Source organism: Acidovorax sp. sic0104 (genome assembly GCF_019219095.1).
In the GTDB taxonomy this organism is placed as follows: Bacteria; Pseudomonadota; Gammaproteobacteria; order Burkholderiales; family Burkholderiaceae_C; genus Acidovorax.
This window is the reverse complement of record NZ_JAHUWH010000005.1, coordinates 183771-207921: the sequence shown is the minus strand read 5'-3', so window position 1 is coordinate 207921 and position 24151 is coordinate 183771. Positions and strand designations below refer to the sequence as shown.

Sequence of the window (24151 nt, the reverse complement as noted above, 5' to 3'; positions counted from 1 at the left end):
CCCGGGTTCCGACTGACCTCCTGGAGCGCTTCTCCTCCCTCCCTCTCTTATTCGTTTCGGGACGCTTCGCAACCTTTTTATTCCGTGACCCGGCCAGAGGGAGCCGGCCATGAAAGTCGCCATCATCGGCTCCGGCATCTCCGGGCTGGCTGTCGCGCACCGGCTGCGCGGGCATGCGGACATCACCCTCTTTGAAGCTGGCGACTATTTCGGCGGACACACCCACACGGTGGACGTGACGCTGCCCGATGCCTGGGGCAACCCTGTCAGACACGGCGTGGACACGGGCTTTCTGGTCTTCAACGAGCGCACCTACCCAGGCCTGATCCGGCTGCTGGCCGAGCTCGGAGTGGAGACGGCCCGGTCCGACATGTCGTTCTCGGTGCAGGTGCCCGGCGCGCTGCGCGGGCGCACGCTGGAGTGGAGCGGCACCGACCTGTCCACCGTGTTCGCGCAGCGGTCCAACCTGCTGAACCCGCGCTTTTGGGGCATGCTGCGCGACCTGCTGCGCTTCAACCGGCTGTGCACCGGCATTGCGCAGGCCAATGCCGAGGCCGCGATGACGCAGCCGCTGGGCGACTTCCTGAAGGAACACCGCTTTGGCGACGCATTCCGCGACTGGTACTTTCTGCCGATGCTCGGCTGCATCTGGAGCTGCCCGACCGACCAGATGCTGAAGTTCCCCGTGGCCACCATGATCCGGTTCTGCCACAACCACGGCCTGATCCAGGTGAGCCAGCGGCCGCAGTGGTGGACGGTGTCGGGCGGCGCCTGGCACTACGTCGAAAAAATCGTGGCGGGCATTGCCGACAAGCGCCTGTCCACCCCCGTGCGCCGCGTGGAGCGCGATGCAGCCGGCGTGCGCGTGGTCACCGACCGGCACACCGACCATTTCGACAAGGTGGTGCTGGCCACGCATTCGGACCAGTCGCTCGCGCTGCTGGCCGAGCCCAGCGCGCAGGAGCGTGCGGTGCTGGGCGCCATCCGCTACCAGGCCAACCGCGCCGTGCTGCACACCGACACGACCGTGCTGCCCCGCCTGCGCAGCGCCTGGGCTGCCTGGAACTACGAGCGCGCCGCCGAGGGCCACCGCGAGTCGGCCCGCGTGTGCCTGCACTACCTGATCAACCAGCTGCAGCCCGTGCCGTTCGCTCAGCCCGTGGTCGTGTCGCTCAACCCGCTGCGCGAGATTGCGCCGGAGCATGTGATCGGCAGCTATGACTACGCCCACCCGGTGTTCGACCTCGCGGCCATCCAGGCCCAGCGCGGCGTGGCCCAGCTGCAGGGCCACGCCCACACCTGGTTCTGCGGTGCCTGGACGGGCTACGGCTTCCACGAAGACGGCCTGCAGTCGGGCCTGGCGGTGGCCGAGCAGCTGCGTGCCACCCTGCCCACAGCGTGGGCGAAGGCGGCCTGATGACCATGCCGGGCTCTGCCGCACCCCTGATCGGCTTCGGCCAGGTCCGCCACACCCGGCTGCGCCCGCAGCGGCATGCGTTTGCCTATCCCACGTTCTTTCTCATGCTGCCCCTTCGCAGCCTGGCCGACACACGGGGCGCCGGTCCGCTGCCCGTCAACCGCCGTGGCCTCATCAGCTTTCACGACACGGACCATGGCGACGGCCGCAGCGCCGCGCAGGGCGGTGCGTTTGCCTGGGTGCAGGAGCTGCTGCGCACCGAAGGCATCGCGGACGCGGACGGCGAGATCTGGCTGCACTGCTACCCGCGCGTGCTGGGCTACACCTTCAAGCCCGTGAGCTTCTGGTACTGCCACCGCGCCGACGGCTGCCTGCGCGCCATCGTGGTCGAGGTCAACAACACCTTCGGCGAGCGCCACTGCTACCTGCTCGATGCGCCGCGATACGGCGTGGAGCTTGCAGCGCGCAAGGTGTTCCATGTGTCGCCCTTCTGCGAGGTGAGCGGCGGCTACCGGTTCCGCTTCATGCGCACGCCGGCAGCGGGTGCCGGAGCGCCCACCGACACCGATTCCGATGCCGCTGGCCGCACCGTGGTGCGCATCGACTACGACGACGCGGCCGGCCCGCTGCTGCAGACCAGCGTCAGCGGCACCCTGCACCCCATCACGGGGCAGACGCTGCGTCGGGCCCTGTGGGGCTACCCGGCGATGACGCTGGCCGTGATCGCCCGCATCCACTGGCAGGCGCTGCAGCTGTGGCTCAAGCGCGTGCGCTTTCACAGCAAGCCGGCAGCGCCTGCCTCCACCGTGACCCGTTAGCCCGACGGCCTTTCGAACGCCCCCGACCACTGCACGAGATGAACGCCATGAACACCTCCAGCACCACCGCCCGCCGCCCGGCCATCGACCTGCCCCAGGGCACGCCCGCCGCCGCCCGCACGGCCTTGAAGCTTCTGCAGCGGCTGCAGCACGGCAGCCTGACCGTGCAGCTGCCCGACGGCACGCTGCAGCACTTCGGCCACGGGGGCGGGCCCACCGCCGCCATCACGCTCAAGAACTGGAACGTGTGCAGCGCCGCGCTCAAGTCCGGCGACATCGGCTTTGCCGAGAGCTACATTGCGGGCGACTGGACCACGCCGCATCTCACCGACCTGCTCAAGGTGTTCATCGCCAACCGCCAGCAGGTCGAAGGCGTCATCTACGGCACCTGGGCCGGGCGACTGCTGTACCGCATCAAGCACCTGCTCAACCGCAACACGCGCGCCAACAGCCAGAAGAACATCCACGCCCACTACGACCTGGGCAACGCGTTCTACCAGCTGTGGCTGGACGACACCATGAACTACTCGTCCGCCTGGTTCGAGGGGCAGGCCGGCGGTGACATGCGTGTCGCCCAGCACGCCAAGGTGCGCCGCGCGCTGCGCATGGCTGGCGTGCAGCCCGGCGACCGCGTGCTGGAGATCGGCTGCGGCTGGGGGGCGCTGGCGGAGATGGCCGTGACCGAGTTCGACGCATCGCTGACCGGAGTGACGCTGTCGACCGAGCAACTGGCCTTCGCCCAGGACCGCATGGCCCACTGTGGCAAGTCGGCGCAGGCCGACCTGCGGCTGCAGGACTACCGCGACATCACCGACGGCCCCTACGACGCGGTGTGCTCCATCGAAATGATCGAGGCCGTGGGCCGCGAGTACTGGCCCACGTACTTCCAGGCCGTGCAGCGCCTGCTCAAGCCCGGCGGACGGGCCTGCGTGCAGAGCATCGTCATCGACGACAGCCTGTTTGCGCGCTACATCAGCTCCACCGACTTCATCCAGCAGTACATCTTCCCCGGTGGCTGCCTGCCCTGCCCGCGCGAGTTCCGCCGCGAGGCCGAGGCCGCCGGCCTGCGCGTGGTCGACGAATTCGCGTTCGGGCAGGACTACGCCGAGACGCTCAAGCGCTGGCGCGAGCGCTTCCTGGCCCAGCGCACGCAGATCCTGCAGCTCGGGTTCGACCAGCGCTTCATGCACATCTGGGAGTTCTACCTGGCCTACTGCGAAGCCGCCTTTGCGATGGGCAACATCGACCTGGTGCAGTACACGCTGGTCAAGGACTGACCGCCCAGCCCCGGAGCCACACCGATGAATGCTATTAAAAACATAGCTATTGCCGCTTGCCTGGCAGGCGGTGCGGCCATTTTTTATGCGCAACCCCTGTTCGCGCTGGAAGCCGAGGCGGCCGGACCGCTGTCTGGCGCCCGACTGGTGGGCCAGGGCACGTTGCGCTTTCTGGGCTTCGATGTGTACCGCGCGCGCCTGTGGGCCGCGCCGGGGTTCGACGCCAGCGACTACGCCGCCCACCCGCTGGCGCTGGAGCTGACCTACCACCGCGGCTTTTCGGCCGAGGCGATTGCCAAGCGCTCGCTCGACGAGATGCGCCGTGTGGGCAGCTTCACGCCCGAGCAGGCGGCGCGCTGGCAGCAGGCGCTGCAGGCCGCGCTGCCGGACGTCAAACCTGGCGACCGCCTGCTGGGCGTCTACCAGCCCGGTGCGGGCGCGGTGTTCCGCATGGGCGGGCGGGTGGTGGGCGAGGTGCCAGACGCCGAGTTTGCGCGCCTGTTCTTCGGCATCTGGCTGTCGCCCAAGACGTCGGAGCCGGCGCTGCGCCAGGCACTCATCGCGTCGGCCCGCAACGCGGGGTCGGCACCGTGAACGCGCAGGCTCTGCAGCCGCTGCGCGCCGGGCAGGGCCTGGCGTATGGCCTGCTGGGCCTGCCGCTCGCATTCGTCGCGCTGCCGCTGTACGTGCTGCTGCCCAACCACTATGCACGCGAGTTCGGCATGCCGCTGGCCACGCTGGGCGGGCTGCTGCTGGCGGCGCGGCTGCTCGACGCCGTGTCCGACCCGCTGCTGGGGCGGCTCTCCGACCACCTGTTCGACCGCTCCGCACGCGCCGTGCTGGCGGTGGGCGCCGTGTCGGCGGTCGTGATGGCGCTGGGGCTCTCGGGGCTGTTCTTTCCGCCGGTGCAGGGAGCGCCTGCGCTCACCGCCTGGGCGTTTGCGGCGTTGGTGGTGACCTACCTGGCCTACAGCCAGTTGGGCATCGCGCACCAGTCCTGGGGCGCGCGCCTGGGCGGGGACGAGCTGCAGCGCAGCCGCATCGTGGCCTGGCGCGAAGGCGCGGCCCTGGTGGGCGTGGTGCTGGCCTCGCTGCTACCCGCGCTGGCCGGACTGCCGGCCATGCTGGGCGTGTTCGCGCTGGCGCTGGGCCTGGGCTGGTGGGCCTGGAGCCGGGCGCCACGGCCGGCCACCCACGCCGCTGCGGCGTGGCAGCCGGCGGACGCTGCCCCACAGCCCGCGCTGTGGCGCCCGTGGCAGCGCCCGGCGTTTCGGCGCCTGCTGGCCGTGTTCGTGCTCAACGGCATTGCCAGCGCCATCCCGGCCACGCTGGTGCTGTTCTTCATCCAGGACCTGCTGCAGGCCCCGCCCGCGCAGGAGCCCCTGTTCCTGGGCATCTACTTCGTGTGCGCCGCGGTGTCGATACCGCTGTGGCTGCGCGCCGTGGCGCGCTTCGGGCTGGCACGCACCTGGCTGGCGGGCATGCTGCTGGCCATCGCGGCGTTCAGCGGCACGGCGCTGCTGGGCGCGGGCGATGTGTGGCCGTTTGCGCTGGTGTGCGCGCTCTCGGGCGTGGCGCTGGGCACCGACCTGGCCCTGCCCAGTGCGCTGCTGGCCGGCGTGATCGCGGCCGAGGGTGACAGCGGCCGCCACGAGGGCGCGTACTTCGGCTGGTGGAACCTGGCCACCAAGCTCAATCTGGCCCTGGCCGCGGGCCTGGCGCTGCCGCTGCTCGGCGCGCTGGGCTACGCGCCCGGCACGCGCAGCGAGGCCGGCCTGCAGACCCTGAGCCTGGCCTACGCAGTCCTGCCCTGCGCGCTCAAGCTGATGGCCGCCGTGGCCCTGTATGCCCTGATCCTGCGCCGTCCCCTTGCTGGCGCAGCCCTTCCCTTGCGAGGTACCCCATGACACTGAACCGACGCCACATCCTCGCCGCGGCCGCCGCCAGCCCCGTGCTGCTGGCGGGCTGCGCCAGTCAGAACCTCGAGGGCTACGCCAGCGAAAAGCCGGTGCTCGACCTGGCCCGCTACTTCAACGGCACCATAGACGCCCACGGCATCTTCCAGGACCGCAGCGGGCAGATCGTCCGCCGCTTCACCGTGGTCATGGTCTGCACCTGGACGGGCGACCAGGGCGTGCTGGACGAGGCCTTCACCTATTCGGACGGCACCACGCAGCGGCGCGTCTGGCGCCTCACGCGGCTTGCCGACGGGCGCTACACCGGCACGGCGGACGACGTGATCGGCGAGGCGAAAGGCCAGACGCGCGGCAACGCCTTCCGTTGGAACTACACGCTGGCCTTGCCCGTGGACGGAAAGGTCTACCACGTGGACCTGGACGACTGGATGTACCTCATGGACGAACGCGTCATGCTCAACCGCGCCACCATGAGCAAGTTCGGCGTGCGCCTGGGTGAGATCACCTTGTCCTTCACCAAGCGCGCACCATGAGCCTGAACCCGCCCCAGCGCAACTGGCACGGCCGCCGCGCCTGGCTCATCGGCGCCTCCACTGGCATCGGCCGGGCCACGGCCACGGCGCTGCACGCCCGGGGGGCGCACGTGGTGGTCTCGGCCCGCGATGGCCAGGCGCTGCAGGACTTCGTGCGCGAGCACCCCGGCAGCGAGGCCTGGCCCCTGGACGTGGCCGCGCCCGAGCAGGTGCAGGAGGTGGCCGCACAAGTGCTGGCTGGCGGCGCAGTGGACCTGGTGTGCTACTGCGCAGGCACCTACCGCGAGATGCGCGCCACCGAGTTCGACCTGGCCGACATGCTGCGCCACCAGCAGACCAACTACACCGGCGTGCTGCATGTGCTGGCCGCCGTGCTGCCCGTCATGGTGGCCGCCGCCGCGCGCGGCCAGCCGGGCCACCTGAGCGTCATCAGCAGCGTGGCGGGCTTTCGGGGCCTGCCCAAGAGCCTGGCCTACGGGCCCACCAAGGCCGCGCTGATCAATCTGGCGGAGGCGCTGTACCTTGACCTGCACGACCTGGGGATCGGGGTGAGCGTGATCAACCCCGGGTTTGTGTCCACGCCGCTCACCGCGGGCAACGACTTTCGCATGCCCGCACTCATCACGCCCGACGCGGCGGCCGCGGCCATCCTGCAAGGGTGGGGAGAGGGCCAGTTCGACATCCATTTCCCCAAGCGCTTCACGCGCGTGATGAAGGCGCTGCGGCTGCTGCCGTATGGTTGCTACTTTCCGGCGGTGCGCCGCTTCACGGGACTATGACCACCAGTTTCACGCCCCCTCCCCCGCCCGAGGCCGCCGGCGGCGCGCCCACCGCCACGCCCGAGGCCGTGGCCCGCGTCGTGGCGTTCTTCGAGCAGCTGTCCCCCGCCGATGTCGCGCACATCGGCCGCCTGTACGCACCGGCTGCGCGGTTCAAGGACCCGTTCAACGACGTGCAGGGCGTGCCCGCCATCCAGGGCATCTTCGAGCACATGTTCACGTCGCTGGAGGCGCCGCGCTTTGTCGTCACCGGGCAGGTGGTGCAGGGCGACCAATGCTTTCTCACGTGGGACTTCGTGTTTGCGTTCCGCAATTTCCACCAGGGCGCGCAGCAGACGGTGCGGGGCGCGTCGCACCTGGTGTTCGACAGCCGGGGGCTGGTCACGCTGCACCGCGACTACTGGGATGCGGCCGAAGAGCTGTACGAGAAGCTCCCTGTGGTGGGTGCGCTGATGCGCTGGCTCAAGCGGCGCGCGAACAGCTGATGGCTGCCGCTTGCAGCAACACCCCATCGCTCACCGTTCGCGCAGCGCCAGCCCGCACGCAGCGCAGGGCTTGGGCAGGCTCAGCCCGAACGGTCGGGGGTAGACGGGCCCATGTAGACCCCCTCGCGCGGCTCGGGGCAGACAGCGGTCAGCCCCGCGCCCGCAACCGCGAGTGGCCCGGCAGCGGCACCGCGCGCTGCAGCACGCCTTCGGCCAGCCACACCGCGCTGTCCCACGCACGCTGCGCCACGAAGGGCAGCGGCAGCTGCTGGTAGTCGTCGTTGAAGACCTCGAAGCTGTAGTCGCCCTGGTAGCCCATGCCGTCGAGCGTGCGCACCAGCTCGGCCAGCGCCTGGCTGTGCACGCCTTCGCCCGGAAACACCCGGAAGTGCCGCGCGGTGTCGATGCGCTCCTGCACCGTGCGCGTCTCCTGCCACATGAAGTCCGACAGCTGCACCAGGTAGATCTTCTCGGGGTCCACGTTGGCCAGCGCCGACAGCGGCGTGCTGGTGGCGAACTGGTGGTACGAGTCGATGGCCAGGCCCAGGTTGGGGCAGTCGGCCTGCTCGACCGCGGCCCAGGCCTGGTGCACTTCGTTGATGTGCCGGCCCCACGACAGGCCCTCGAACGCGATGCGGATGCCGTGCGGCAGCGCCAGCATCGCGAGCTTGCGCAGGTCGCGCGCAATCGCGTCGGCGTCGGCCGTGGCGTGCGACGACGTGGAACTGCAGGCCAGCAGCACGGGCGCACCCAGGTCGCGCGCCATCAGGATCATCTGCTTGGCGATGTCCACCTTGTAGCTGTGCAGGTGGCCTGACAGGCCCTCGAAGTCACGCAGCACCTGAAAGCCCGTCACGCGCAGCCCGCTGCTGCGCACGGCGTGCACGGCGGCCTCGATGCCCTCGGGGTGGCCCACGATGTCGCGGGCGGCCAGCATGATCTGGCCAAAGCCTGCCGCCTTGATGGCGGCGAGCTTGGCCTCCAGCGGGCCGGCCAGGCTGATGGTGTCCATGCCGAAATCGGCGACGTTGCGTTGCATGGTGGATGTGCGCATGGCGGCTCGGCTCCGGTGCGGGGTCAGCGCTGGTCCAGCACCAGCTCGAAGCTGGGCGCGCCCGCCTCGGCCCGCGTGAGGGCGCCACGGGTGCCGGTGTGCACGCCGGTGGGCGACTCCACGAAGTCCACGCCGCGTGCGCGCAATGCGTTCACGGTGGCCAGCACGTCGGGCGTGCCGAAGGCCACGCGCTGCAGCAGCTCCTCGGGGTCGGCATCGAGCGCGTCCGCCAGCGGTTCGATGAGCTGCCAGTGCAGCGTGCCGCACGGGCTTGCCAGGATCGTGCCGTGGGTGAGCACGCCAAACGATGTGTCGGGCGACAGCTCGGCAAAACCGAACAGCTCGCCGTAGAAGTGCGCCCAGTCCTGCGCGCGGCCCAGGCCTATGTACTGCACCACGCCGAACAGGTGCAGGCCCTGCAGCGCTGGCGCCGGGGTCTGTGCGGTGGGGATGGACACGAAGTCCACGTCGTAGATGGAGAAGTCCTTCCAGCGGTCCACGAAGTAGATGCGGCTGGCTCCCACGCCATGGATGGCCGGGATGTTCAGCTCCATCACCTCGACCTCGGTGTGCACGGCCCAGGCGCCCAGCGCGAGCACGCGGCGGTAGGCGGCTGCGGCATTGCCCACGCGAAAGGCCACGGCCGTGAGCACCGGGTGCTCGGTGAGGGCGGGTGGCGCGTGCACGCCGGTGCGCTCAGCATCCTGGTGCGCGTTGACGATGATGTTCATGTCCCCCTGGCGGTACAGCAGCACTTCGCGCGAGCGGTGGCGCGCGACGGGCCGAAAGCCCATGCGCTCCAGCGCCTGGCCCAGCGCCTGGGGGCGGCTGGTGGCGTATTCGATGAACTCGACGCCCTGCAGGCCCAGCGGGTTGGGCATCTCGCCCAGGGCTTCACGGGCGGCCATCATGGGGGTGCTCATGGATTCGACTCCTTGGTGTGTTTCCGTTCGCGGGCGGGCTTCGCACTGGCAGAAATAGTGTGAACAGGCCCTAGTGGGCACTGCCGACGAGGCGGCGGAAATGCGCGTCCATGCGCGCGGCATCGGGGGCCTCTCCGGTGAACAGCTCGAACGCGCCCACGGCCTGGCCCACGGCCATGCCGCCGCCGTCGGAGATGCGGCAGCCCAGCGCGCGCGCTGCCTGCACCAGCGCGGTGTCTAGCGGGAAGTACACCACCTCGGACACCCACATCTGCGGGCGAAGCAGGCCCACGTCGAGCGGCAGGCCGGGCAGCTTGTCCATGCCCGTGGGCGTGGCGTGGATGAGGCCGCTGGCCTGCGCCATGGCCGCTGTGAGGTCCGCCGCCTGAGCGCGGTCACCGTACAGAGCGTTCACATCGGCCGCCAGCTGTGCGGCGCGCTCGGGCTGTGCATCCACGATGGAGAGCCGCTGCGCGCCCAGGCGCAGCACAGCATGGGCAATGGCAGCACCCGCGCCACCCGCGCCCAGCAGCACCACGTGGGACAGATCGGCATTCGGCAGTGCGCGGGTGAACCCCCACGCCCAGCCCGAGCCGTCGGTGTTGTGTCCCACCAGTTGGCCATCGCGGATCACGACCGTATTGACCGCGCCCATGGCCTGGGCCTCTTCGGAGAGGCTGTCCAGGTACGGGATCACGGCCTGCTTGCAGGGGTAGGTGACGTTGCAGCCCGCGTAGCCCATGATGCGCGCGGCGGACAGCAGCGTGGGCAGCTGTGCGGCCGACGAGGCCGAGCGGTCCAGGTCGATGAGCTGGTAGTGCAGGCGCATGCCGTGGTGCCGCGCTTCTTCTTCATGCAGCGCGGGGGACAGCGACTTCTGGATGCCGGAACCGATCAGTCCGATCAGTACCTTGCGGGGGCTCAGGGGCGGCATGGCAGTCTTTGCGGGAGCGGTCGGGGGATCGGAGAGCAGGGTGCTCATGGGGGATAAGCTTGGGTGCGCTGCGCCAGCGCGCAGCGCACGGGGTGGAGATAGCGTGTTACTTGGTACCGCGCAGCTTGGCCAGCGTCGAATAGACCTCTTTCACGGTCTCGGCGCCCACCTTTTCGCTGTGCTTCTCGACCACGGGCTTGACCTTGGCGCGCAGCTTCTCGATCTCTGCGGCCGGGAACTCGGTGACCTGCATGCCCGCCTTCTTGAGGTCTTCGAGTGCCACATTGGCCTGCACGCGCGAGACGCCGCGCTGGAAGGTGGTGGCCTCGGCCATGGCTTCGGTCACGGCCTTCTGGTCGGCGGGGCTCAGGCTGTCCCAGAACTTCTTGCTCACGATGACCGCCTGCGGGTTGTACATGTGGCGGGTGATCGTCAGGTACTTCTGCACTTCGGCGAACTTGGACGACAGGATGGTGGAGACCGGGTTCTCCTGGCCGTCCACGGCCTTTTGTTCCATCGCGGTGTACAGCTCGGGGAAGGGCATGGGCACGGCGTTGGCGCCCAGGGCGTTGAACATGTCGATGTAGATCGGCGACTGGATCACGCGGATCTTCAGGCCCGCGATGTCCTCCGCCTTGGTGATCGGGCGCTTGCTGTTGGTCACGTTGCGAAAGCCCAGCTCCCAGTAGCCCAGGCCCACCAGGTTCTTGGCGGCAAGCTTGTCCAGCAGCTTCTTGCCGAAGGGGCCGTCGGTGACGGCGTCGGCCTCTTGCGGCGAGGCGAACAGGAACGGGAAGTCGTAGATGCCGAACTCCTTGGCCTGCGCGGCGAGGATCCCGGCGTTGAGCACGGTCATCTCCACGGTGCCGCCTTGCAGCGCCGACACGGTCTGCAGGTCGCCGCCCAGCGTGCCGCCGGGGAACAGCTTCACGGCGATGCGGTTGTTCGTCTTGGTTGCGACCAGGTCGGCGAACTTCTGCGCGCCCTGCGCTTGCGGATGGTCCTTCTGGTTCTGGAAGGCGAACTTGATGGTGCGCTCCTGCGCGTGCGCCGCGGGCAGCACGGAGGCGGCAACGAGGACTGTGGCAATCAGGGTCTTCAAGAGTTTCATGGAATGTCTCCTAGATGTAGTGGTTGGCGAAACGGAACAGGGCGGCGACAGAGCGCCACATGCGGCGCTGGCAGCTAGCCCGTCAGCAAACGCAGCGGCACCAAGACGATGGAGGGGAACATCACCAGCAGGAACATGACGATGAACTGCGCCACCATGAACGGCAGTACCCCGCGTGTGACCTGGTCCATGGAAATGCGCCCGACGCCCGCCACCACGTTGAGCACCGTACCTACTGGCGGGGTGATGAGGCCGATGGCGTTGTTGATGATGAACAGCACGCCGAAGTACACCGGGTCGATGCCTGCTGCCTTGACCACGGGCATCAGCACCGGGGTGAGGATGAGGATGGTGGGCGTCATGTCCATGGCGGTGCCGACCACCATCACCAGCACCATGATGGCAACGAGCAGCAGGGTCTGGTTGCCCATGAAGGGCTCCAGCATGGCGATGACTTTGGTGGGCAGGTCCGCCACCGTGATCAGCCAGGCCGAGACCATCGCCGCTGCCACGAGGAACATCACGATCGCGCTCGTGCGGGCCGACGTCTGGAAGATCTGGGCCAGCTGGCGCACGCTGATTTCGCGGTAGACAAACATCGCCACCAGCAGCGCGTAGACGGCGGCCACCACGGCGGCTTCGGTGGGCGTGAATACGCCCATCCGCAGGCCGACCAGAATGATGACCGGCAGGCCGAGCGCCCAGACAGCCTCGCGCAGGGCTTTGACCAAGTCAGCGCGAGAAGCCTTGGGAGGCGGCTGCACCTTCTCGTTGCGCACCAGCCACCACCAGGTGACGGCCAATGACATGCCCAACAAAACGCCCGGGACAATGCCTGCAAGGAAAAGCTTGCTGATCGACACGTTGGCCGCCACCCCGAAGATCACGAAACCGATGGACGGCGGGATGACCGGCGCAATGATGCCGGCCGATGCAATGAGCCCCGCCGACCGCGCCTTGTCATGCCCCGCGGCCACCATCATGGGCAGCAGCAGCGAGGCCAGCGCCGCCGCGTCGGCCACGGCAGAGCCCGAAACGGCCGCCAGGATCACCGCCGCCATGATGGTCACATAGCCCAGGCCGCCCGGCACGTGGCCCACGAGGGTGAGCGCCAGCTTGACGATGCGCCGGGAGAGGCCGCCGACGTTCATGATCTCGCCAGCGAGCATGAAAAATGGCACGGCCAGCAGCGGAAAGCTGTCGGCTCCGTTGATGACGTTCTGCGCCAGGATCTGCGCGTCGAACAGGTCCAGGTGCCACATGAGAGCAGCGCCACTGATCAGCAGCGCAAATGCGATGGGAATGCCGACCGCCATGGCGATGAGCAGGGACCCGAGAAAGATGGCGACGGTCATGGTGCGTGGTCCTGGTGGCAGGTCGGTGCGGTGAGTGGGGCAATGCGGGCGGCTCAGCGGCGCGTTGTTGCCGAGGGGCCCGCACCGGTGCTGCTGTCGCCTTCATGGCGAAGGGCCACGGCAGCCAGCTCCTCGCTTTCCTGCACCATGACGAGGTCCTTCTCGGACAGCGGCGCAAGCAGCGTGCGCAGCAGGTCGCGCAGCAGGATGGCGATGGCCGAGCCGCCCATGAGCACCCCGCTGGCATAGAAGATGGCCACCGAAGCGCCGGTGACGGGGGCCTCGGTATCCCAATTGATCAACATCTGCGCCCAGCTGCCTGAGAGCAGCAGCCAGCTCACGCACAACATGGCGATCTGAGCGAGCGCCAGACACGCGCGCTTGCCCGCAGCGGGAAGCCGCGCGACCAGCATGTCGGTGCCCAGATGGCCGTGCTCGCGCAGCGCGACGATGGAGCCCATGAAGGTCAGCCACACGAACAGCCAGCGTGAAAGTTCTTCGGAAATGGTCAGACCCGAATTGAGCACGTAGCGCGCGACGACGTTGCTGAAGACCAGCAGCACCATGAGCGCCAGGCACAGGCCGCTCAACGCGTCCAGGAGCCGGGTGTAGCGCCCGAGGAGGCGGTCGGTGAATTCCAGCATGGCGTGTCTCCGTGGTAGTGAAGCGAATTTTGTACGAACTGGTTAGTATTTTGAGTAGGTGCAAACCCTGTCGCTCGTTTCGCGGGGCGGACGCGTGAAAAGGCCGGCCTTGCGCGCTGGCGGAGCGCACAAGCAGGACTCGTACAGGCGGGCTGGAGAGTCGCCGAAGCAGCGCGGTGGCCGCTGTGTGGCGGAGGCAGGGTCAGGAAGGCGGTTGGTTGGGCGAATTGCCCTGCAGGCCGTATCTCCGCCGCTGATTGCTATGAATTGAGTAGCGTTTGTGAATGGACGAGTTTCGCCGATGGCGGTGCCCCGCGGCATGCCACGGTCCAGTCGAGGTGCAACCGCGCATGGGCGGCTTGCGCGGCCTGCCAGCGCATGAAGCCGTCACGGCACGCTGGCGAACTTACGGCCGCAAGAAGCGCACGATCATCTCCACGATCGACTCGCGGCGCTGTGCGGTGGCCGCGGGCGTGTCCAGCGAGCGCTTGAAGATTGCGCCAAACGTGTGTCGGTTGGACACGTTGAAAAAGCACAGCGCCGAGATCGACATGTGCAGGTCTACCGGGTCCACGTTGGGGCGAAAGGCACCCGCTGCCACGCCGCGCTGGTACACGTTGTGCACCGCGTGGATGACGGGGATGTTGAGCTCCTGGATGGTCGTGGAACGGGTGATGAACTCGCCGCGGTGGATGTTCTCGTTCATCACCAGACGGATGAAGTCCGGGTTGGCCAACTGGTAGTCGAACGTGAAGCCGACCAGCGTGCGCAGGGCCTGTTCAGGGGCCAGGTCCTCCAGATGCAGTTCGGACTCGATCTGCCGGATGCGGCGGTAGGCATCCTCCAGCACCGCCACGTACAGGCCTTCCTTGCTACCAAAATAGTAGTAAATCATGCGCTTGCTGGTGCTGGTGAGCGCCGCGATCTCGTCGATGCGCGCGCCGGACAGGCCCTTGTCTGCAAACTCAGCCGTGGCCACCTGCAGGATGTTGGCCATGGTGCGGTCGGGGTCGTTCACGCGCACGCGGTCGGCGCCTGGCGTGGCAGCGGCATCTCGGGCCGCACGCTGCCGCCCGGCGCGCGTGCCTGCAAGGGGCTTGTTCGGATTTTGAACCGTCTCGTTCATAAGCTGCGTAGCATACGGCACGCCATGCAAACCCATGGGGCGCGTGGGCCGGACGGCGTCAGGCTCCGCTCAGGACGGCTTGGTGTCGGCGAAGCTCGGGCGCAGCATGAGCTTGTCGAGCAGTCTGGCGAGGTTGGGGTATTCGCCGCGCCAGGCAATCTCGGGGAAGCGGAATTCGAGCCAGCCCAGGGCGCAGCCTACGGCGATGTCCGACAGGCTCAGGTGGATGCCGCTGCAAAACGGCTTGTCGCCCAGGCCCTGGCTCATGGATTTGAGGCTGTCGTTCACCTTGCGCAGCTGGCGGTCGATCCAGGCCTGACTGCGCTCGCTGTCCTTGCGGTGGGCCCAGGTGGCTTCCAGGCGCGCCAGGATGGCCGCGTCCACCAGGCCATCGGCCAGGGCTTCCCAGGTCTTGACCTCGGCGCGCTCGCGGCCCTGGCTGGGGATGAGCTTGCCCACGGGCGAGAGGGTATCGAGGTACTCCACGATGACGCGCGAGTCGAAGACGGCCTCGCCGCCTTCCATCACCAGGCAGGGCACCTTGCCCAGCGGGTTGGATGCGGCGATGGTGGTGTCGTCTGCCCAGACGTTCTCTTGCACGAACTGGTAGTCGAGCTTTTTTTCCGCCATCACGACCCGCACCTTGCGGACGTAGGGGCTGGCAGTGGCTCCGATCAATTTCATGGTGTGGCTTCCAGTGCGCTGTAGTCAGAACAATCGACTTTGATTCTATCGGCTGCGGCCGGGCCACCGCTGCCGGCCGGGCAGCGCCTGTGGCGAAGCCGTGACACTGCCCCACCACCTACAATTGCGGCCCATGAGCCTGTCCACCATCACCGCCCTGTCGCCGCTTGACGGCCGTTACGCCAGCAAACTTGCCGCCCTGCGCCCGATCATGAGCGAGCACGGCTACATGCACCGCCGTGTGCAGGTGGAGGTCGCCTGGTTCATCGCCCTGTCCGATGCAGGTTTTGCCGAATTCAAGCCACTGACCACCGGCGCGCGCGCCTACCTTCTGGGCCTGATCAAGAACTTCTCCGAAGCCGATGCCGCTGCCATCAAGGAGATCGAGAAGACCACCAACCACGACGTGAAGGCCGTGGAGTACTGGATCAAGAGCAAGTTCGAGGCGCGCCCTGAACTCGAGAAGGCGTCGGAGTTCGTGCATTTCGCCTGCACCAGCGAAGACATCAACAACACCAGCCACGCGCTGCAGCTGCGCTCGGGCCGCGACCAGGTCATCCTGCCGGGCCTGGACCGCATCGTGCTCAAGCTGCGCGAGATGTCGCACGCCTACGCCGACGTGCCCATGCTCAGCCGCACCCACGGCCAGACGGCCAGCCCCACCACGGTGGGCAAGGAGATGGCCAACGTCGTCATGCGCCTGCAGGCCGCCAGCGAGCGCATCGCAAGCGTCAAGATCATGGGCAAGATGAACGGTGCGGTCGGCAACTACAACGCCCATCTGTCCGCCTGGCCCGACTTCGACTGGGAAGCGTTCAGCAAGAAGGTCGTGGAGACGCCCGAGCCGCTGGGCCTGGGCCTGACCTTCCAGCCCTACTCCATCCAGATCGAGCCGCACGACTACATGGCCGAGCTGTTCGACGCGGTGGCGCGCGCCAACACCATCCTGGTCGATCTGTCGCGCGACATCTGGGGCTATGTGAGCCTGGGCTACTTCAAGCAGCGCCTGAAGGCGGGCGAGATCGGATCGTCCACGATGCCGCACAAGGTCAACCCCATCGATTTCGAGAACGCCGAGGGCAACCTGGGCCTGGCCAACGCGATGCTGCGCCACTTGTCCGAGAAGCTGCCCGTCAGCCGCTGGCAGCGTGACCTGACCGACAGCACCGTGCTGCGCAACATGGGCGTGGCGCTGGGCTACGCGGCGCTGGCGTATGCGTCACTGCTCACGGGCCTGAACAAGCTCGAACTCAACGAGGAAAATCTGGCATCGGACCTTGACGCTTCGTGGGAAGTGCTGGCCGAACCCATCCAGACCGTGATGCGCCGATTCGGCGTGCAGGGTGCGTACGAGAAGCTCAAGGAAGTCACGCGCGGCAAGACCGTGACGGCCGAGGCCCTGCATGGGCTGATCCATTCGCTGGAAATCCCCCAGGCCGAAAAGGACCGCCTGCTGGCCATGACGCCGGGCAGCTACACGGGCAAGGCGGCGGAACTGGCCCGGCGGGTGTAGTCCCCCGAGGCGCTTTGCGCCTTCCCCCGGCGGGGGACGCACCCGGTGGCCTGGCGGAGCCAGTTCCACGGGTGCGCTGATGTGGGCGGCGCGGGCCTCGTGCGGTGTCGCGACACGTTGCGCAACCGGTTTTTCAAGCCTTTTTGGCCTCTGTCGCTTGATAGATAAGCGCTGGAAGCTATCTAATTTATAGCAAGGCCCCATGGCACTCAAATCCACGATCTTCAAGGCGCATCTCTCGATCGCCGACATCGACCACGGCTACTACGCCGACCACGCGCTCACCCTGGCGCGCCACCCCAGCGAAACCGACGAGCGCATGATGATCCGCCTGGTGGCCATGGCCATCCAGGCGCATCAGCTCAACGACCTGTGCCATGGCGACGGCACCCTCGCGTTCGGCGCGGGGCTCTCGGACCCGGACGATCCAGACGCGTCGCTGACCGACTTCACGGGCCGCAAGCGCGTGTGGATCGAGGTGGGCCAGCCGGAAGACAAGCCCCTGACGAAGGCCTGCAGCAAGTCCGACGCGGTGATCGTGTACTGCTTCAACCATGCGGCTGAGGTGTGGTGGCGCGGCATCGAGACCAAACTCTCTCGCCTGGAAAAGCTGGAAGTCTGGCGCATCCCCACCGACGCGTCCCAGGCGCTGGCCCAGTTGGCCGAGCGCAGCATGCAACTGCAAGCCACGGTGCAGGAAGGCGCCATCACCCTGAGCAGCACCCTGGGCAGCGTGCACGTGGAGCCTGTGCGCTGGAAGTAGCGCACCTTCGCCGCACGGTCGCGGCATGGCCGTGGCACGGCCAAATCGGCAGCTAACGCCTGCTGGAAAAGCGGTGTTTGCTATGAATTCAGGAGTTTTTGAGCAAAACCCGGTCAGTCACGCGGCATGAGCGCGCCGCACTGCCAGCACTGCTCGAAACCGCCCTCCACCAACTCTCCGCACCGGCAGTCCCAGCGGCGCTGGGGCAGGTCCTGCAGCGCCTGGAGCAGGCTGCGGGCGCGGCCGGCATGCTCGTCGTATTCGAGCCAGATCTCGGGAAGGCACTGGTCCGGCGGCAGATGACCCGCTGCAGCGCCCAGGTACTGGCGCTGCACGGAGGCCGTCATGCCCGCTTCACACAGCAGATCCGCCCACAGCGTTGCAATGGCGATGTTCGGGGCTTGGGTGAGGCGCAGCATGGGCCCACCTTAACGGTTTGCACCGGAGGCGTACAGCCCAGGGCAGCCCTGGTAGCCCAGCGTATTGCGGGCCGTGGCCGCCTGTGTGCTGCCAGCTGCGGCGCAGACAACGTCAGGGCGCGGGTTCGGCAGCTGTGGCCCGGGGCGACACACCTTCGGCAGCACGCTCCGCATAACGGTTGAAGCGCCAGGCCGAATGCTCCAACGTGATGCGGCGCCACACCACGCGCTTTTGCGCCGGCGTGAATGAGGGCCACAACTGGACCTCGTCGAACGTGCGCCCGCAGCCTTTGCACAAATCGTCGCCCTGGCTGGTGGAACAGATGGCGATGCAGGGTGTGTCTGGCGTGGTGTCGTACCAGGCCAGCCAGGCGGCCAGGGCCTCGGGCGGCATGGCGGCTTCGTCCACCCCGTCCTCGCGCCGGAATACCATGAGCGCATACAGCTCTCCGAGCGTGCGGACCTCGGGCGCCAGCGCCACGCCATCGGGAGACGGGCTGCGCCTGCGCCAATGGTTGATCGCGGCTTCGATGTCGGTGATATGCAGGACAGCCATGGGGAAAGACGAAAGGGGCTGGATCATAGCCGCCCCCAGCCAGCATTCCGCCAGCGGTGTTATTCGGTGCCGCAGACCCCTGGCAGATATCAGGCCGGACTTTTGTAAGCATTAACCACAACAAGCCGCCCTTGCGCGAGGGCGCTGGCAATGTTCCAATCAATGCTTCGAAGGGGAGTAGCTCCCGACTTGCCACCCGGCACGGCCAGAACCTGGCTTTTGGGGGCGAGGCATCGGAACCGTCGTCAGTACGAAGCGCACACCGCTTCCGGCGGTCCGGGCCTGGCGCATGCATGTGCGCCTGGCCGAGCAAGACCTTTGATGGGCCCTGCAAAGGGCTGATCAAGGCCGTCCTTCGCATGTCAATGCCCACCGTGGGCGCGCCCTTGATCCTCTCATCGCAGGCCCTCTATCCCTTGGACGGACTCGGCGCTACAGTGGCACCGGGATCCTCCTTTCGCGCGCATTGATACAGAGGAATTTATGGACTTTTTGGCTTCGCCCGAATTCTGGATCGCCCTGGGGCAGATCATCATCATCGACATCCTGCTTGGGGGCGACAACGCGGTGGTCATTGCGCTGGCCTGCCGCAAGCTTCCGCCCGCCCAGCGAACCAAAGGCATCATCTGGGGCACCGCGGGTGCCATCATCCTGCGCGTGATCCTGATCGCCTTCGCGATGACCCTGCTGGCCCTGCCTTTCCTCAAGTTCGTGGGCGCATTGCTGCTGGTTTGGATCGGCGTCAAGCTGCTCGCACCCGATGAAGACGGCCATGGCGACGTGCAGGGCAGCGACAAGCTCCTGGCCGCCATCAAGACCATCATCGTGGCCGACCTGGTCATGAGCGTCGACAACGTCATCGCCATCGCCGGTGCCGCCCAGAATGCTGGCGAACACTCGTTCCTGCTGGTGGTGCTGGGCCTTCTCATCTCCATCCCGATCATCGTCTGGGGCAGCCAGCTGGTCATCAAGCTGATGGAGCGCTTCCCCATGATCATTACGGCCGGCGGCATGCTGCTGGGCTGGATCGCCGGTGGCATGCTGGTCACCGACCCCGTGTTCGCCAACCCCGACAAGTGGCAATGGATGCTCAAGCTGCCGCAGACGGACGTGATCCGCTACGGTGCCAGCGTGGCCGGTGCCGTGCTGGTTCTGCTGGCCGGCAAGTTCATCCTGTCGCGCCGCGCTGCGACCGCGCCCGCCGAGCAGCAAGGCTGATCTGGCGGACCTTTGGCTTTGGCCTTGGGGCCCTGGCGGGCAGGTTCGCCCGCCGGGCCCGATGGCTCTCAACAGGAGATGATGGTATGGACAGAGTCATCGTGTATGTGGACGACGCGGCGTACGCCGAGCAGGTGCTGGCCCCGTTGTTCGCCCGGGATGCCACGAAGCACACCCAGTGGGTGCTGGTCGCCTGCGCTCCCCGCATGACCCACCGCATCAGCAAATGGGTGAGCCACAGCGCACGCGAGAACTGGCGCGCGAAATGGGCCGACAAGCTGTTCTCGCAGATCCTGCCCGCATTGCGGGCCCCCGCCAGCAGCGTGACCACCGTGGTGGCCAAGGGCCCGTTGGTAGAGCTGACCGAGCAGTTGCAGGCCGCCCAGCCTTCAGCAGCCCAGGTGGTCGATGCCCGCCGCCCCAAGTCGGACAACCCCGAAGAGCAAAACGCCGCAGGCCGCCGCTGGTCGTCGCCCCGGCCGGGCACGCTGCTGAGCAGCCTGCTCACCGGCTTTGGAGCGCTGTGGGTGCTTGCGCTGGAGTAGGTGGCGCCAGCCCGTCCTGCGACCGCGTTTCCACGTTGAAAAGGCCCTCACGGGCCTTTTTCGTTGCAGCTGGCCGGTGCTATTCTTTGGCCATGAAACTCCTTCTCAAATGGCTGCTCAGCGCAGCATCGCTGCTGTTCGTGGCCTACATCTACAGCGGGGTCGAGGTGAAAAGCTTCACATCGGCGTTGATCGCAGCCTTTGTCATCGGGCTTTTCAACGTGGTGCTGCGGCCCGTGTTGGTGGTGCTGACCTTGCCGGTCACCATCGTCACGCTGGGGCTCTTCCTCTTCGTGATCAACGCCCTGATGTTCTGGGCCGCAGCCGCCGTGCTGGACGGCTTTCATGTGCAGGGCTTCGCTGCCGCCCTCATCGGGTCGCTGATCTACACCGTGCTGGGCGTTCTGATCGAGTCAGCGCTCGGCGGCCTGTTCGCGAAGAAGTAATTCGACTGCACGCAGCCGCGTATCGATGATGGACGCCTCGATGTGGTCCACCTGCGGGCCGCCGCGGCGGGCAAGATCCTGTCCTGCCTTGAACCTGTCCACCGCTGCTGCATAGTCGTAGCGCGCGGCATGGGACTCGGCCTCTGCCCGCACGGCCCGCAGTGGCTGGCCCTGGGCCTGCCAGTTGGAGGCCAGCAGCTGCCACACGGTCGCGTCCCGGGGGTGCGTGGCAACCCAGGTCTGCAATGCCCCGGTGCCCTCGCCGGCGCGGCCCAGGCGAAGCAGGGCCTGGGTGCGCAGCACCAGGTCCGGCCTGTGGTGTGTGCTGGCGCTGCCGGCTTCGGCTGGCAAGGCGCCCAGTGCTGCGGCGGCGTCGCCCGCAGCGAGCTCGACCTCTGCAGTCAGCAGGCGGGCCAGCCGGTGGGCTGCCGGATCATTGCGCGACAACTCCTCCAGCTTCTTCGCCGTGGCGCGTGCGCCCGGGGCGTCGCGCAGCTGGCTGCTGCCCAGCGCGGAGGCGTACAGCACTGCGGCGCGGCGCGTGGCTGGCAGCGAGGCGAAGCCCGTGCTCTGTGGCTCCGCCACCCACTGGCGCAGGGTGTCCACGCCGGGGTTTGCCAGGACGCGCGCACGAGCAGCCACCATCGCGTGTTCCATCGTGCCGGCGGGCACTGGTGCGGAAGGAGCTGTGGCCGCCCCCGGCGGGGTGCGCGAGTGCATGTCGGCCATGCGCTCGCTGGTCAGGGGGTGGCTGCGCAGGTAAGGCCAGGAGCCGTTGTCGTTCAACCGATTGGCCTGCTGCAGCTTTTCGAACATGCTCACGAAGCCTTGCGGCGCAAACCCCGCAGGAGCCATCAGCCCGTAGCCTATGCGGTCGGCCTCGCGCTCCATGTCGCGCGAGAAATTGAGCTGGTTCTGCATGGCCAGCGCCTGGCCGCCCACCACGAGCGCCTGCGTGGCGCCAGGGTTCTTGCTGGCGGCCAGCGCCCCCAGGATCATCGCGCCCAGGAGCAGCGGCGTCTGCTTGCTCTGCTGCGTGAGCAACCGCGAGATGTGGCGCTGGGTGACGTGGCTGAGCTCGTGGGCCAGAACCGAGGCCAGCTCGTCGCGGCTGGTGACCACGCCGATCAGACCCAGGTGCACGCCGAGGTAGCCCCCGGGCAGTGCGAACGCGTTGACCGTGCGGTCGCGACCCAGCAGGATCTCCCACGCAAAGCGCTCGTCCAGCTCGGGCGACAGCTCGCCGCGGGCTTTGGCCGCCGCCACCAGCGGCTGCCAGATGCCCTGCACGTAGTCGGCAATGACGGCGTCGTCGATGTAGTCGGGGTCGCGGTAGAGCTCGCGGATGATGCGGTCACCCAGGCGGCGTTCGGCGCTGGTGGTGAGGTCGCTGCTGTCGCCCAGAGTGGGCAGCCCTGCCTGCGCCCGGGCGGCCGGAGCGCCGATGGCACCGATTGCTATCAATATGGAAGCAGTCAGCGCCCGTACTGCAGGCGCCAATGGCCGGAAAGTCGTGAAGAGGGGCATCGAAAGAATCGGCGGCTTGCGGGGGATGCCCCCTGCCCTTGAGCGGTTCCACATGCCCGTATGATGCCCCGAACCGCCGAATGTTTCGTAACCTGCGCCGTCACAGGCGCAACACCCGCGATATGTCTTCTTCTTCCGCCTCCTCTTCGTCCCCAGCCCTCACCCATTTCGATGGCCAGGGCCAGGCCCACATGGTCGACGTCGGCGCCAAGCCTGCCACGCACCGCATCGCGGTGGCCGAGGGCCGCATCCAGATGCAGCCCGCCACGCTCGCGATCATCGAGGCGGGCACTGCCAAGAAGGGCGATGTCCTGGGCGTGGCGCGCATCGCAGGGATCATGGCGGCGAAGAAGACCAGCGACCTGATTCCCTTGTGCCATCCCTTGGCACTCACCCGGGTGGCACTGGAGTTCGAGCTGGTGCCCGCGCACAGTTCGGTGCGGTGTTCCGCGACCGTCGAAACCGTGGGGCCCACCGGGGTGGAAATGGAGGCTTTGGCGGCGGTGCAAATCGCCTTGCTCACGATCTACGACATGTGCAAAGCGGTCGACAAAGGGATGGTGATCGGGGATGTGCGCGTTGTGGAGAAGCACGGGGGGCGGTCGGGGGGTTTTGTGGCCTCGGCTAAACCCTGAATTGGCGAGATGGGCCCCGCTGCGGAGCCCCGCCAGACACACCTGCTGGGTGTTGTTGCAAAGGCTCACTGGACAGGCACAATGCGGACAAGGCCTAGAGGCCGCCTCATACATTCAATCTGCATGTCTTCTCAAATTTCCGGCGACTCGAACCTCCAAGCCCTTCAACAACGCATAGCCGATAAGCACGCTGTCATCGGTATCTATGGACTGGGGTATGTAGGACTACCCCTTGCCCTGCGCTTCAGTGAAGCGGGACTTAAGGTGATCGGTTTCGACACCGACCCGGCCAAGGTGCAGATGCTCAACGCTGGTCGCAGCTACATCGAGCGGATAGAAGCAGAGGAGATCATGTCGGCTCGGGCTGCCGGCTTCGAGGCAACTGCGGACTATGCCCGCACCTGTGACGTAGATGCGCTGATCATCTGTGTGCCGACTCCGTTGAATGCGCACCGCGAGCCCGATCTTGGCTTCATTGTCCAGACCATTGAGGCGGCCTTGGGACACATGAGGGTCGGGCAGATCGTCAGCCTTGAGAGCACCACATGGCCGGGTACCACTGAGGAAATTCTGGCGCCCAGAATGCAGGCTCGCGGCTTCGAGCCGGGCGTGAACTGCGCTTTGGTGTTTTCCCCCGAACGCGAAGATCCCGGCAATCCTGACTTTGGAACCAAAAACATCCCCAAGGTCATCGGCGGCCACACCCCCAGTTGCTTGCGCCTGGGCCTGGCGCTATACCAACATGCCATCCACACGATGGTGCCGGTCAGCAGCACCAAGGCGGCTGAAATGACCAAGCTGCTGGAGAATATCCACAGGAGCGTGAATATCGGGCTGGTCAATGAGATGAAGATTGTTGCCGACAAGATGGGCATCAATATTCATGAGGTCATCGACGCCGCCGCGACAAAGCCGTTCGGCTTTGTCCCCTATCGCCCGGGCCCGGGTCTTGGAGGGCATTGCATCCCTATTGACCCCTTTTATCTGACATGGAAGGCTCGGGAATATGGGGTCAATACCCGGTTCATTGAATTGGCAGGCGAGATCAATCACTACATGCCGCAGTGGGTAGTGGGTAAGGTCGGTGATGCGCTGAATGAGCGGGGAAAGGCCATCAAGGGTAGTCGTATCCTCGTGTTGGGATTGGCTTACAAGAAGAATATCGACGATACCAGGGAGTCGCCTGCTGTTGAGATCATGGACCTGCTGCAGGCGAAAGGCGCAGAAATCCGTTACAGCGACCCTCATGTGCCGATATTTCCGCGCAAGCGGAATTACCAGTTCGACCTGCAATCAATTCCCTTGACGCCCGAAGCTATTGCGAGCTTCGACTGCATTGTTGTAGCCACGGACCACGATAGGTTCGACTATGCACTGCTGCTGGATCACGCTCGATTGCTGATCGACACGCGGGGCCGGCTGACACCTGGTGCAACGGTGGTATCCGCGTGAGCAGTAAGGCGGGTCCTTTTG

At 67.0% G+C, this 24151-nt stretch carries 26 protein-coding genes; 15 read left to right on the top strand and 11 right to left on the bottom strand.

All coding sequences use genetic code 11. The features are described from left to right. Positions 1–109: 109 nt before the first annotated feature. From KW835_RS10725 to KW835_RS10690, 8 genes are read left to right on the top strand one after another with little or no spacing between them, the layout of a single operon-like run. Positions 110–1417 carry an NAD(P)/FAD-dependent oxidoreductase gene (locus KW835_RS10725; RefSeq protein WP_218382359.1) on the top strand — a complete coding sequence of 436 codons (1308 nt, stop codon included), beginning with the start codon at positions 110–112 and terminating at the stop codon, positions 1415–1417. Further along, positions 1417–2235 carry a DUF1365 domain-containing protein gene (locus KW835_RS10720; protein WP_218382358.1) on the top strand — a complete coding sequence of 273 codons (819 nt, stop codon included), beginning with the start codon at positions 1417–1419 and terminating at the stop codon, positions 2233–2235. Before KW835_RS10725 ends, KW835_RS10720 begins: the two co-directional genes overlap by 1 nt. 47 nt (positions 2236–2282) lie before the next feature. Continuing rightward, positions 2283–3512 carry a cyclopropane-fatty-acyl-phospholipid synthase family protein gene (locus tag KW835_RS10715; RefSeq protein WP_218382357.1) on the top strand — a complete coding sequence of 410 codons (1230 nt, stop codon included), beginning with the start codon at positions 2283–2285 and terminating at the stop codon, positions 3510–3512. 24 nt (positions 3513–3536) lie between these two features. After that, a complete protein-coding gene (locus tag KW835_RS10710; protein ID WP_218382356.1) occupies positions 3537–4106 on the top strand; it encodes a chalcone isomerase family protein in 570 nt (189 codons plus the stop codon). Further along, the gene (locus tag KW835_RS10705) at positions 4103–5419 is read left to right on the top strand and encodes an MFS transporter (protein WP_339385534.1); all 1317 of its coding nucleotides are present in this window, start codon (positions 4103–4105) and stop codon (positions 5417–5419) included. The genes KW835_RS10710 and KW835_RS10705 overlap by 4 nt, the downstream gene beginning before the upstream one ends. Beyond that, a complete protein-coding gene (locus KW835_RS10700) occupies positions 5416–5961 on the top strand; it encodes a DUF3833 domain-containing protein (protein ID WP_370633613.1) in 546 nt (181 codons plus the stop codon). The genes KW835_RS10705 and KW835_RS10700 overlap by 4 nt, the downstream gene beginning before the upstream one ends. Further along, a complete protein-coding gene (locus KW835_RS10695; protein ID WP_218382355.1) occupies positions 5958–6740 on the top strand; it encodes an SDR family oxidoreductase in 783 nt (260 codons plus the stop codon). Before KW835_RS10700 ends, KW835_RS10695 begins: the two co-directional genes overlap by 4 nt. After that, the gene (locus KW835_RS10690; RefSeq protein WP_218382354.1) at positions 6737–7225 is read left to right on the top strand and encodes a nuclear transport factor 2 family protein; all 489 of its coding nucleotides are present in this window, start codon (positions 6737–6739) and stop codon (positions 7223–7225) included. Before KW835_RS10695 ends, KW835_RS10690 begins: the two co-directional genes overlap by 4 nt. A 148-nt stretch (positions 7226–7373) precedes the next feature. On the opposite strand, the gene KW835_RS10685 is transcribed toward KW835_RS10690, so the two are convergent. From KW835_RS10685 to KW835_RS10650, 8 genes are all read right to left on the bottom strand, one after another. Further along, positions 7374–8279 carry a sugar phosphate isomerase/epimerase gene (locus tag KW835_RS10685; protein ID WP_218382353.1) on the bottom strand — a complete coding sequence of 302 codons (906 nt, stop codon included), beginning with the start codon at positions 8277–8279 and terminating at the stop codon, positions 7374–7376. Positions 8280–8302: 23 nt separating this feature from the next. Continuing rightward, on the bottom strand, positions 8303–9202 hold the full coding sequence (locus KW835_RS10680) for a VOC family protein (RefSeq protein WP_218382352.1): 900 nt from the start codon (positions 9200–9202) through the stop codon (positions 8303–8305). A 70-nt stretch (positions 9203–9272) separates the two neighbouring features. Continuing rightward, positions 9273–10184 carry a shikimate dehydrogenase gene (locus KW835_RS10675; protein WP_370633612.1) on the bottom strand — a complete coding sequence of 304 codons (912 nt, stop codon included), beginning with the start codon at positions 10182–10184 and terminating at the stop codon, positions 9273–9275. A 58-nt stretch (positions 10185–10242) separates the two neighbouring features. Then, a complete protein-coding gene (locus KW835_RS10670; RefSeq protein ID WP_218382351.1) occupies positions 10243–11247 on the bottom strand; it encodes a TRAP transporter substrate-binding protein in 1005 nt (334 codons plus the stop codon). 74 nt (positions 11248–11321) lie between these two features. Beyond that, positions 11322–12602, bottom strand: a complete 1281-nt coding sequence (locus KW835_RS10665; RefSeq protein WP_218382350.1) for a TRAP transporter large permease — start codon at positions 12600–12602, stop codon at positions 11322–11324. Positions 12603–12655: 53 nt separating this feature from the next. Then, positions 12656–13246, bottom strand: a complete 591-nt coding sequence (locus KW835_RS10660; RefSeq protein ID WP_218382349.1) for a TRAP transporter small permease — start codon at positions 13244–13246, stop codon at positions 12656–12658. 406 nt (positions 13247–13652) lie between these two features. Beyond that, positions 13653–14372, bottom strand: coding sequence for a TetR/AcrR family transcriptional regulator (locus KW835_RS10655; RefSeq protein WP_218382348.1), 720 nt, complete (start codon positions 14370–14372; stop codon positions 13653–13655). Positions 14373–14441: 69 nt separating this feature from the next. Further along, positions 14442–15056, bottom strand: a complete 615-nt coding sequence (locus KW835_RS10650; protein ID WP_218382347.1) for a glutathione S-transferase family protein — start codon at positions 15054–15056, stop codon at positions 14442–14444. 133 nt (positions 15057–15189) lie between these two features. On the opposite strand from KW835_RS10650, the gene purB reads away from it, so the two are divergent. Further along, complete coding sequence (gene purB / locus KW835_RS10645) at positions 15190–16569, top strand: adenylosuccinate lyase (RefSeq protein ID WP_218382346.1); 1380 nt, start codon at positions 15190–15192, stop codon at positions 16567–16569. 202 nt (positions 16570–16771) lie between these two features. Then, entirely contained in the window at positions 16772–17332 is a 561-nt protein-coding gene (locus tag KW835_RS10640; RefSeq protein WP_218382345.1) for a YaeQ family protein, read from the top strand. 113 nt (positions 17333–17445) lie between these two features. Here the strand turns inward: KW835_RS10640 and KW835_RS10635 are convergent, their stop codons facing one another. Further along, positions 17446–17751: a DUF2007 domain-containing protein gene (locus KW835_RS10635; protein ID WP_218382344.1), complete on the bottom strand. Its 306-nt coding sequence runs from the start codon at positions 17749–17751 to the stop codon at positions 17446–17448. A gap of 112 nt (positions 17752–17863) precedes the next feature. Continuing rightward, complete coding sequence (locus KW835_RS10630) at positions 17864–18307, bottom strand: DUF3717 domain-containing protein (RefSeq protein WP_218382343.1); 444 nt, start codon at positions 18305–18307, stop codon at positions 17864–17866. 483 nt (positions 18308–18790) lie between these two features. Here KW835_RS10630 and KW835_RS10625 point away from each other — a divergent pair, with 483 nt between their 5' ends. From KW835_RS10625 to KW835_RS10615, 3 genes are all read left to right on the top strand, one after another. Beyond that, positions 18791–19525: a TerC family protein gene (locus KW835_RS10625; protein WP_218382342.1), complete on the top strand. Its 735-nt coding sequence runs from the start codon at positions 18791–18793 to the stop codon at positions 19523–19525. An 86-nt stretch (positions 19526–19611) separates the two neighbouring features. Next, positions 19612–20070, top strand: coding sequence for a hypothetical protein (locus KW835_RS10620; protein WP_218382341.1), 459 nt, complete (start codon positions 19612–19614; stop codon positions 20068–20070). 92 nt (positions 20071–20162) lie between these two features. Next, a complete protein-coding gene (locus KW835_RS10615) occupies positions 20163–20516 on the top strand; it encodes a phage holin family protein (RefSeq protein ID WP_218382340.1) in 354 nt (117 codons plus the stop codon). Here the strand turns inward: KW835_RS10615 and KW835_RS10610 are convergent. Beyond that, entirely contained in the window at positions 20484–22043 is a 1560-nt protein-coding gene (locus tag KW835_RS10610) for a M48 family metalloprotease (RefSeq protein WP_218382339.1), read from the bottom strand. The genes KW835_RS10615 and KW835_RS10610 overlap by 33 nt on opposite strands. 122 nt (positions 22044–22165) lie before the next feature. Here KW835_RS10610 and moaC point away from each other — a divergent pair, with 122 nt between their 5' ends. Beyond that, positions 22166–22678 (top strand): cyclic pyranopterin monophosphate synthase MoaC, encoded by a 513-nt coding sequence (gene moaC, locus KW835_RS10605; protein WP_218382338.1) that lies wholly within the window; start codon positions 22166–22168, stop codon positions 22676–22678. Between the two features lie 123 nt (positions 22679–22801). After that, positions 22802–24130 (top strand): nucleotide sugar dehydrogenase, encoded by a 1329-nt coding sequence (locus KW835_RS10600; RefSeq protein ID WP_218382337.1) that lies wholly within the window; start codon positions 22802–22804, stop codon positions 24128–24130. Positions 24131–24151: the final 21 nt, after the last annotated feature.

Coding starts and splice junctions, on each gene's coding strand:
- KW835_RS10725 (WP_218382359.1), top strand. CDS start 110: ATGAAAGTCGCCATCATCGGCTCCGGCATCTCCGGGCTGGCTGTCGCG.
- KW835_RS10665 (WP_218382350.1), bottom strand. CDS start 12,602: ATGACCGTCGCCATCTTTCTCGGGTCCCTGCTCATCGCCATGGCGGTC.
- KW835_RS10635 (WP_218382344.1), bottom strand. CDS start 17,751: ATGCTGCGCCTCACCCAAGCCCCGAACATCGCCATTGCAACGCTGTGG.
- KW835_RS10660 (WP_218382349.1), bottom strand. CDS start 13,246: ATGCTGGAATTCACCGACCGCCTCCTCGGGCGCTACACCCGGCTCCTG.
- KW835_RS10610 (WP_218382339.1), bottom strand. CDS start 22,043: ATGCCCCTCTTCACGACTTTCCGGCCATTGGCGCCTGCAGTACGGGCG.
- KW835_RS10695 (WP_218382355.1), top strand. CDS start 5,958: ATGAGCCTGAACCCGCCCCAGCGCAACTGGCACGGCCGCCGCGCCTGG.
- KW835_RS10655 (WP_218382348.1), bottom strand. CDS start 14,372: ATGAACGAGACGGTTCAAAATCCGAACAAGCCCCTTGCAGGCACGCGC.
- KW835_RS10615 (WP_218382340.1), top strand. CDS start 20,163: ATGAAACTCCTTCTCAAATGGCTGCTCAGCGCAGCATCGCTGCTGTTC.
- KW835_RS10690 (WP_218382354.1), top strand. CDS start 6,737: ATGACCACCAGTTTCACGCCCCCTCCCCCGCCCGAGGCCGCCGGCGGC.
- KW835_RS10685 (WP_218382353.1), bottom strand. CDS start 8,279: ATGCGCACATCCACCATGCAACGCAACGTCGCCGATTTCGGCATGGAC.
- KW835_RS10715 (WP_218382357.1), top strand. CDS start 2,283: ATGAACACCTCCAGCACCACCGCCCGCCGCCCGGCCATCGACCTGCCC.
- KW835_RS10720 (WP_218382358.1), top strand. CDS start 1,417: ATGACCATGCCGGGCTCTGCCGCACCCCTGATCGGCTTCGGCCAGGTC.
- purB (WP_218382346.1), top strand. CDS start 15,190: ATGAGCCTGTCCACCATCACCGCCCTGTCGCCGCTTGACGGCCGTTAC.
- KW835_RS10700 (WP_370633613.1), top strand. CDS start 5,416: ATGACACTGAACCGACGCCACATCCTCGCCGCGGCCGCCGCCAGCCCC.
- moaC (WP_218382338.1), top strand. CDS start 22,166: ATGTCTTCTTCTTCCGCCTCCTCTTCGTCCCCAGCCCTCACCCATTTC.
- KW835_RS10600 (WP_218382337.1), top strand. CDS start 22,802: ATGTCTTCTCAAATTTCCGGCGACTCGAACCTCCAAGCCCTTCAACAA.
- KW835_RS10710 (WP_218382356.1), top strand. CDS start 3,537: ATGAATGCTATTAAAAACATAGCTATTGCCGCTTGCCTGGCAGGCGGT.
- KW835_RS10680 (WP_218382352.1), bottom strand. CDS start 9,202: ATGAGCACCCCCATGATGGCCGCCCGTGAAGCCCTGGGCGAGATGCCC.
- KW835_RS10620 (WP_218382341.1), top strand. CDS start 19,612: ATGGACAGAGTCATCGTGTATGTGGACGACGCGGCGTACGCCGAGCAG.
- KW835_RS10630 (WP_218382343.1), bottom strand. CDS start 18,307: ATGGCTGTCCTGCATATCACCGACATCGAAGCCGCGATCAACCATTGG.
- KW835_RS10670 (WP_218382351.1), bottom strand. CDS start 11,247: ATGAAACTCTTGAAGACCCTGATTGCCACAGTCCTCGTTGCCGCCTCC.
- KW835_RS10640 (WP_218382345.1), top strand. CDS start 16,772: ATGGCACTCAAATCCACGATCTTCAAGGCGCATCTCTCGATCGCCGAC.
- KW835_RS10625 (WP_218382342.1), top strand. CDS start 18,791: ATGGACTTTTTGGCTTCGCCCGAATTCTGGATCGCCCTGGGGCAGATC.
- KW835_RS10650 (WP_218382347.1), bottom strand. CDS start 15,056: ATGAAATTGATCGGAGCCACTGCCAGCCCCTACGTCCGCAAGGTGCGG.
- KW835_RS10675 (WP_370633612.1), bottom strand. CDS start 10,184: ATGAGCACCCTGCTCTCCGATCCCCCGACCGCTCCCGCAAAGACTGCC.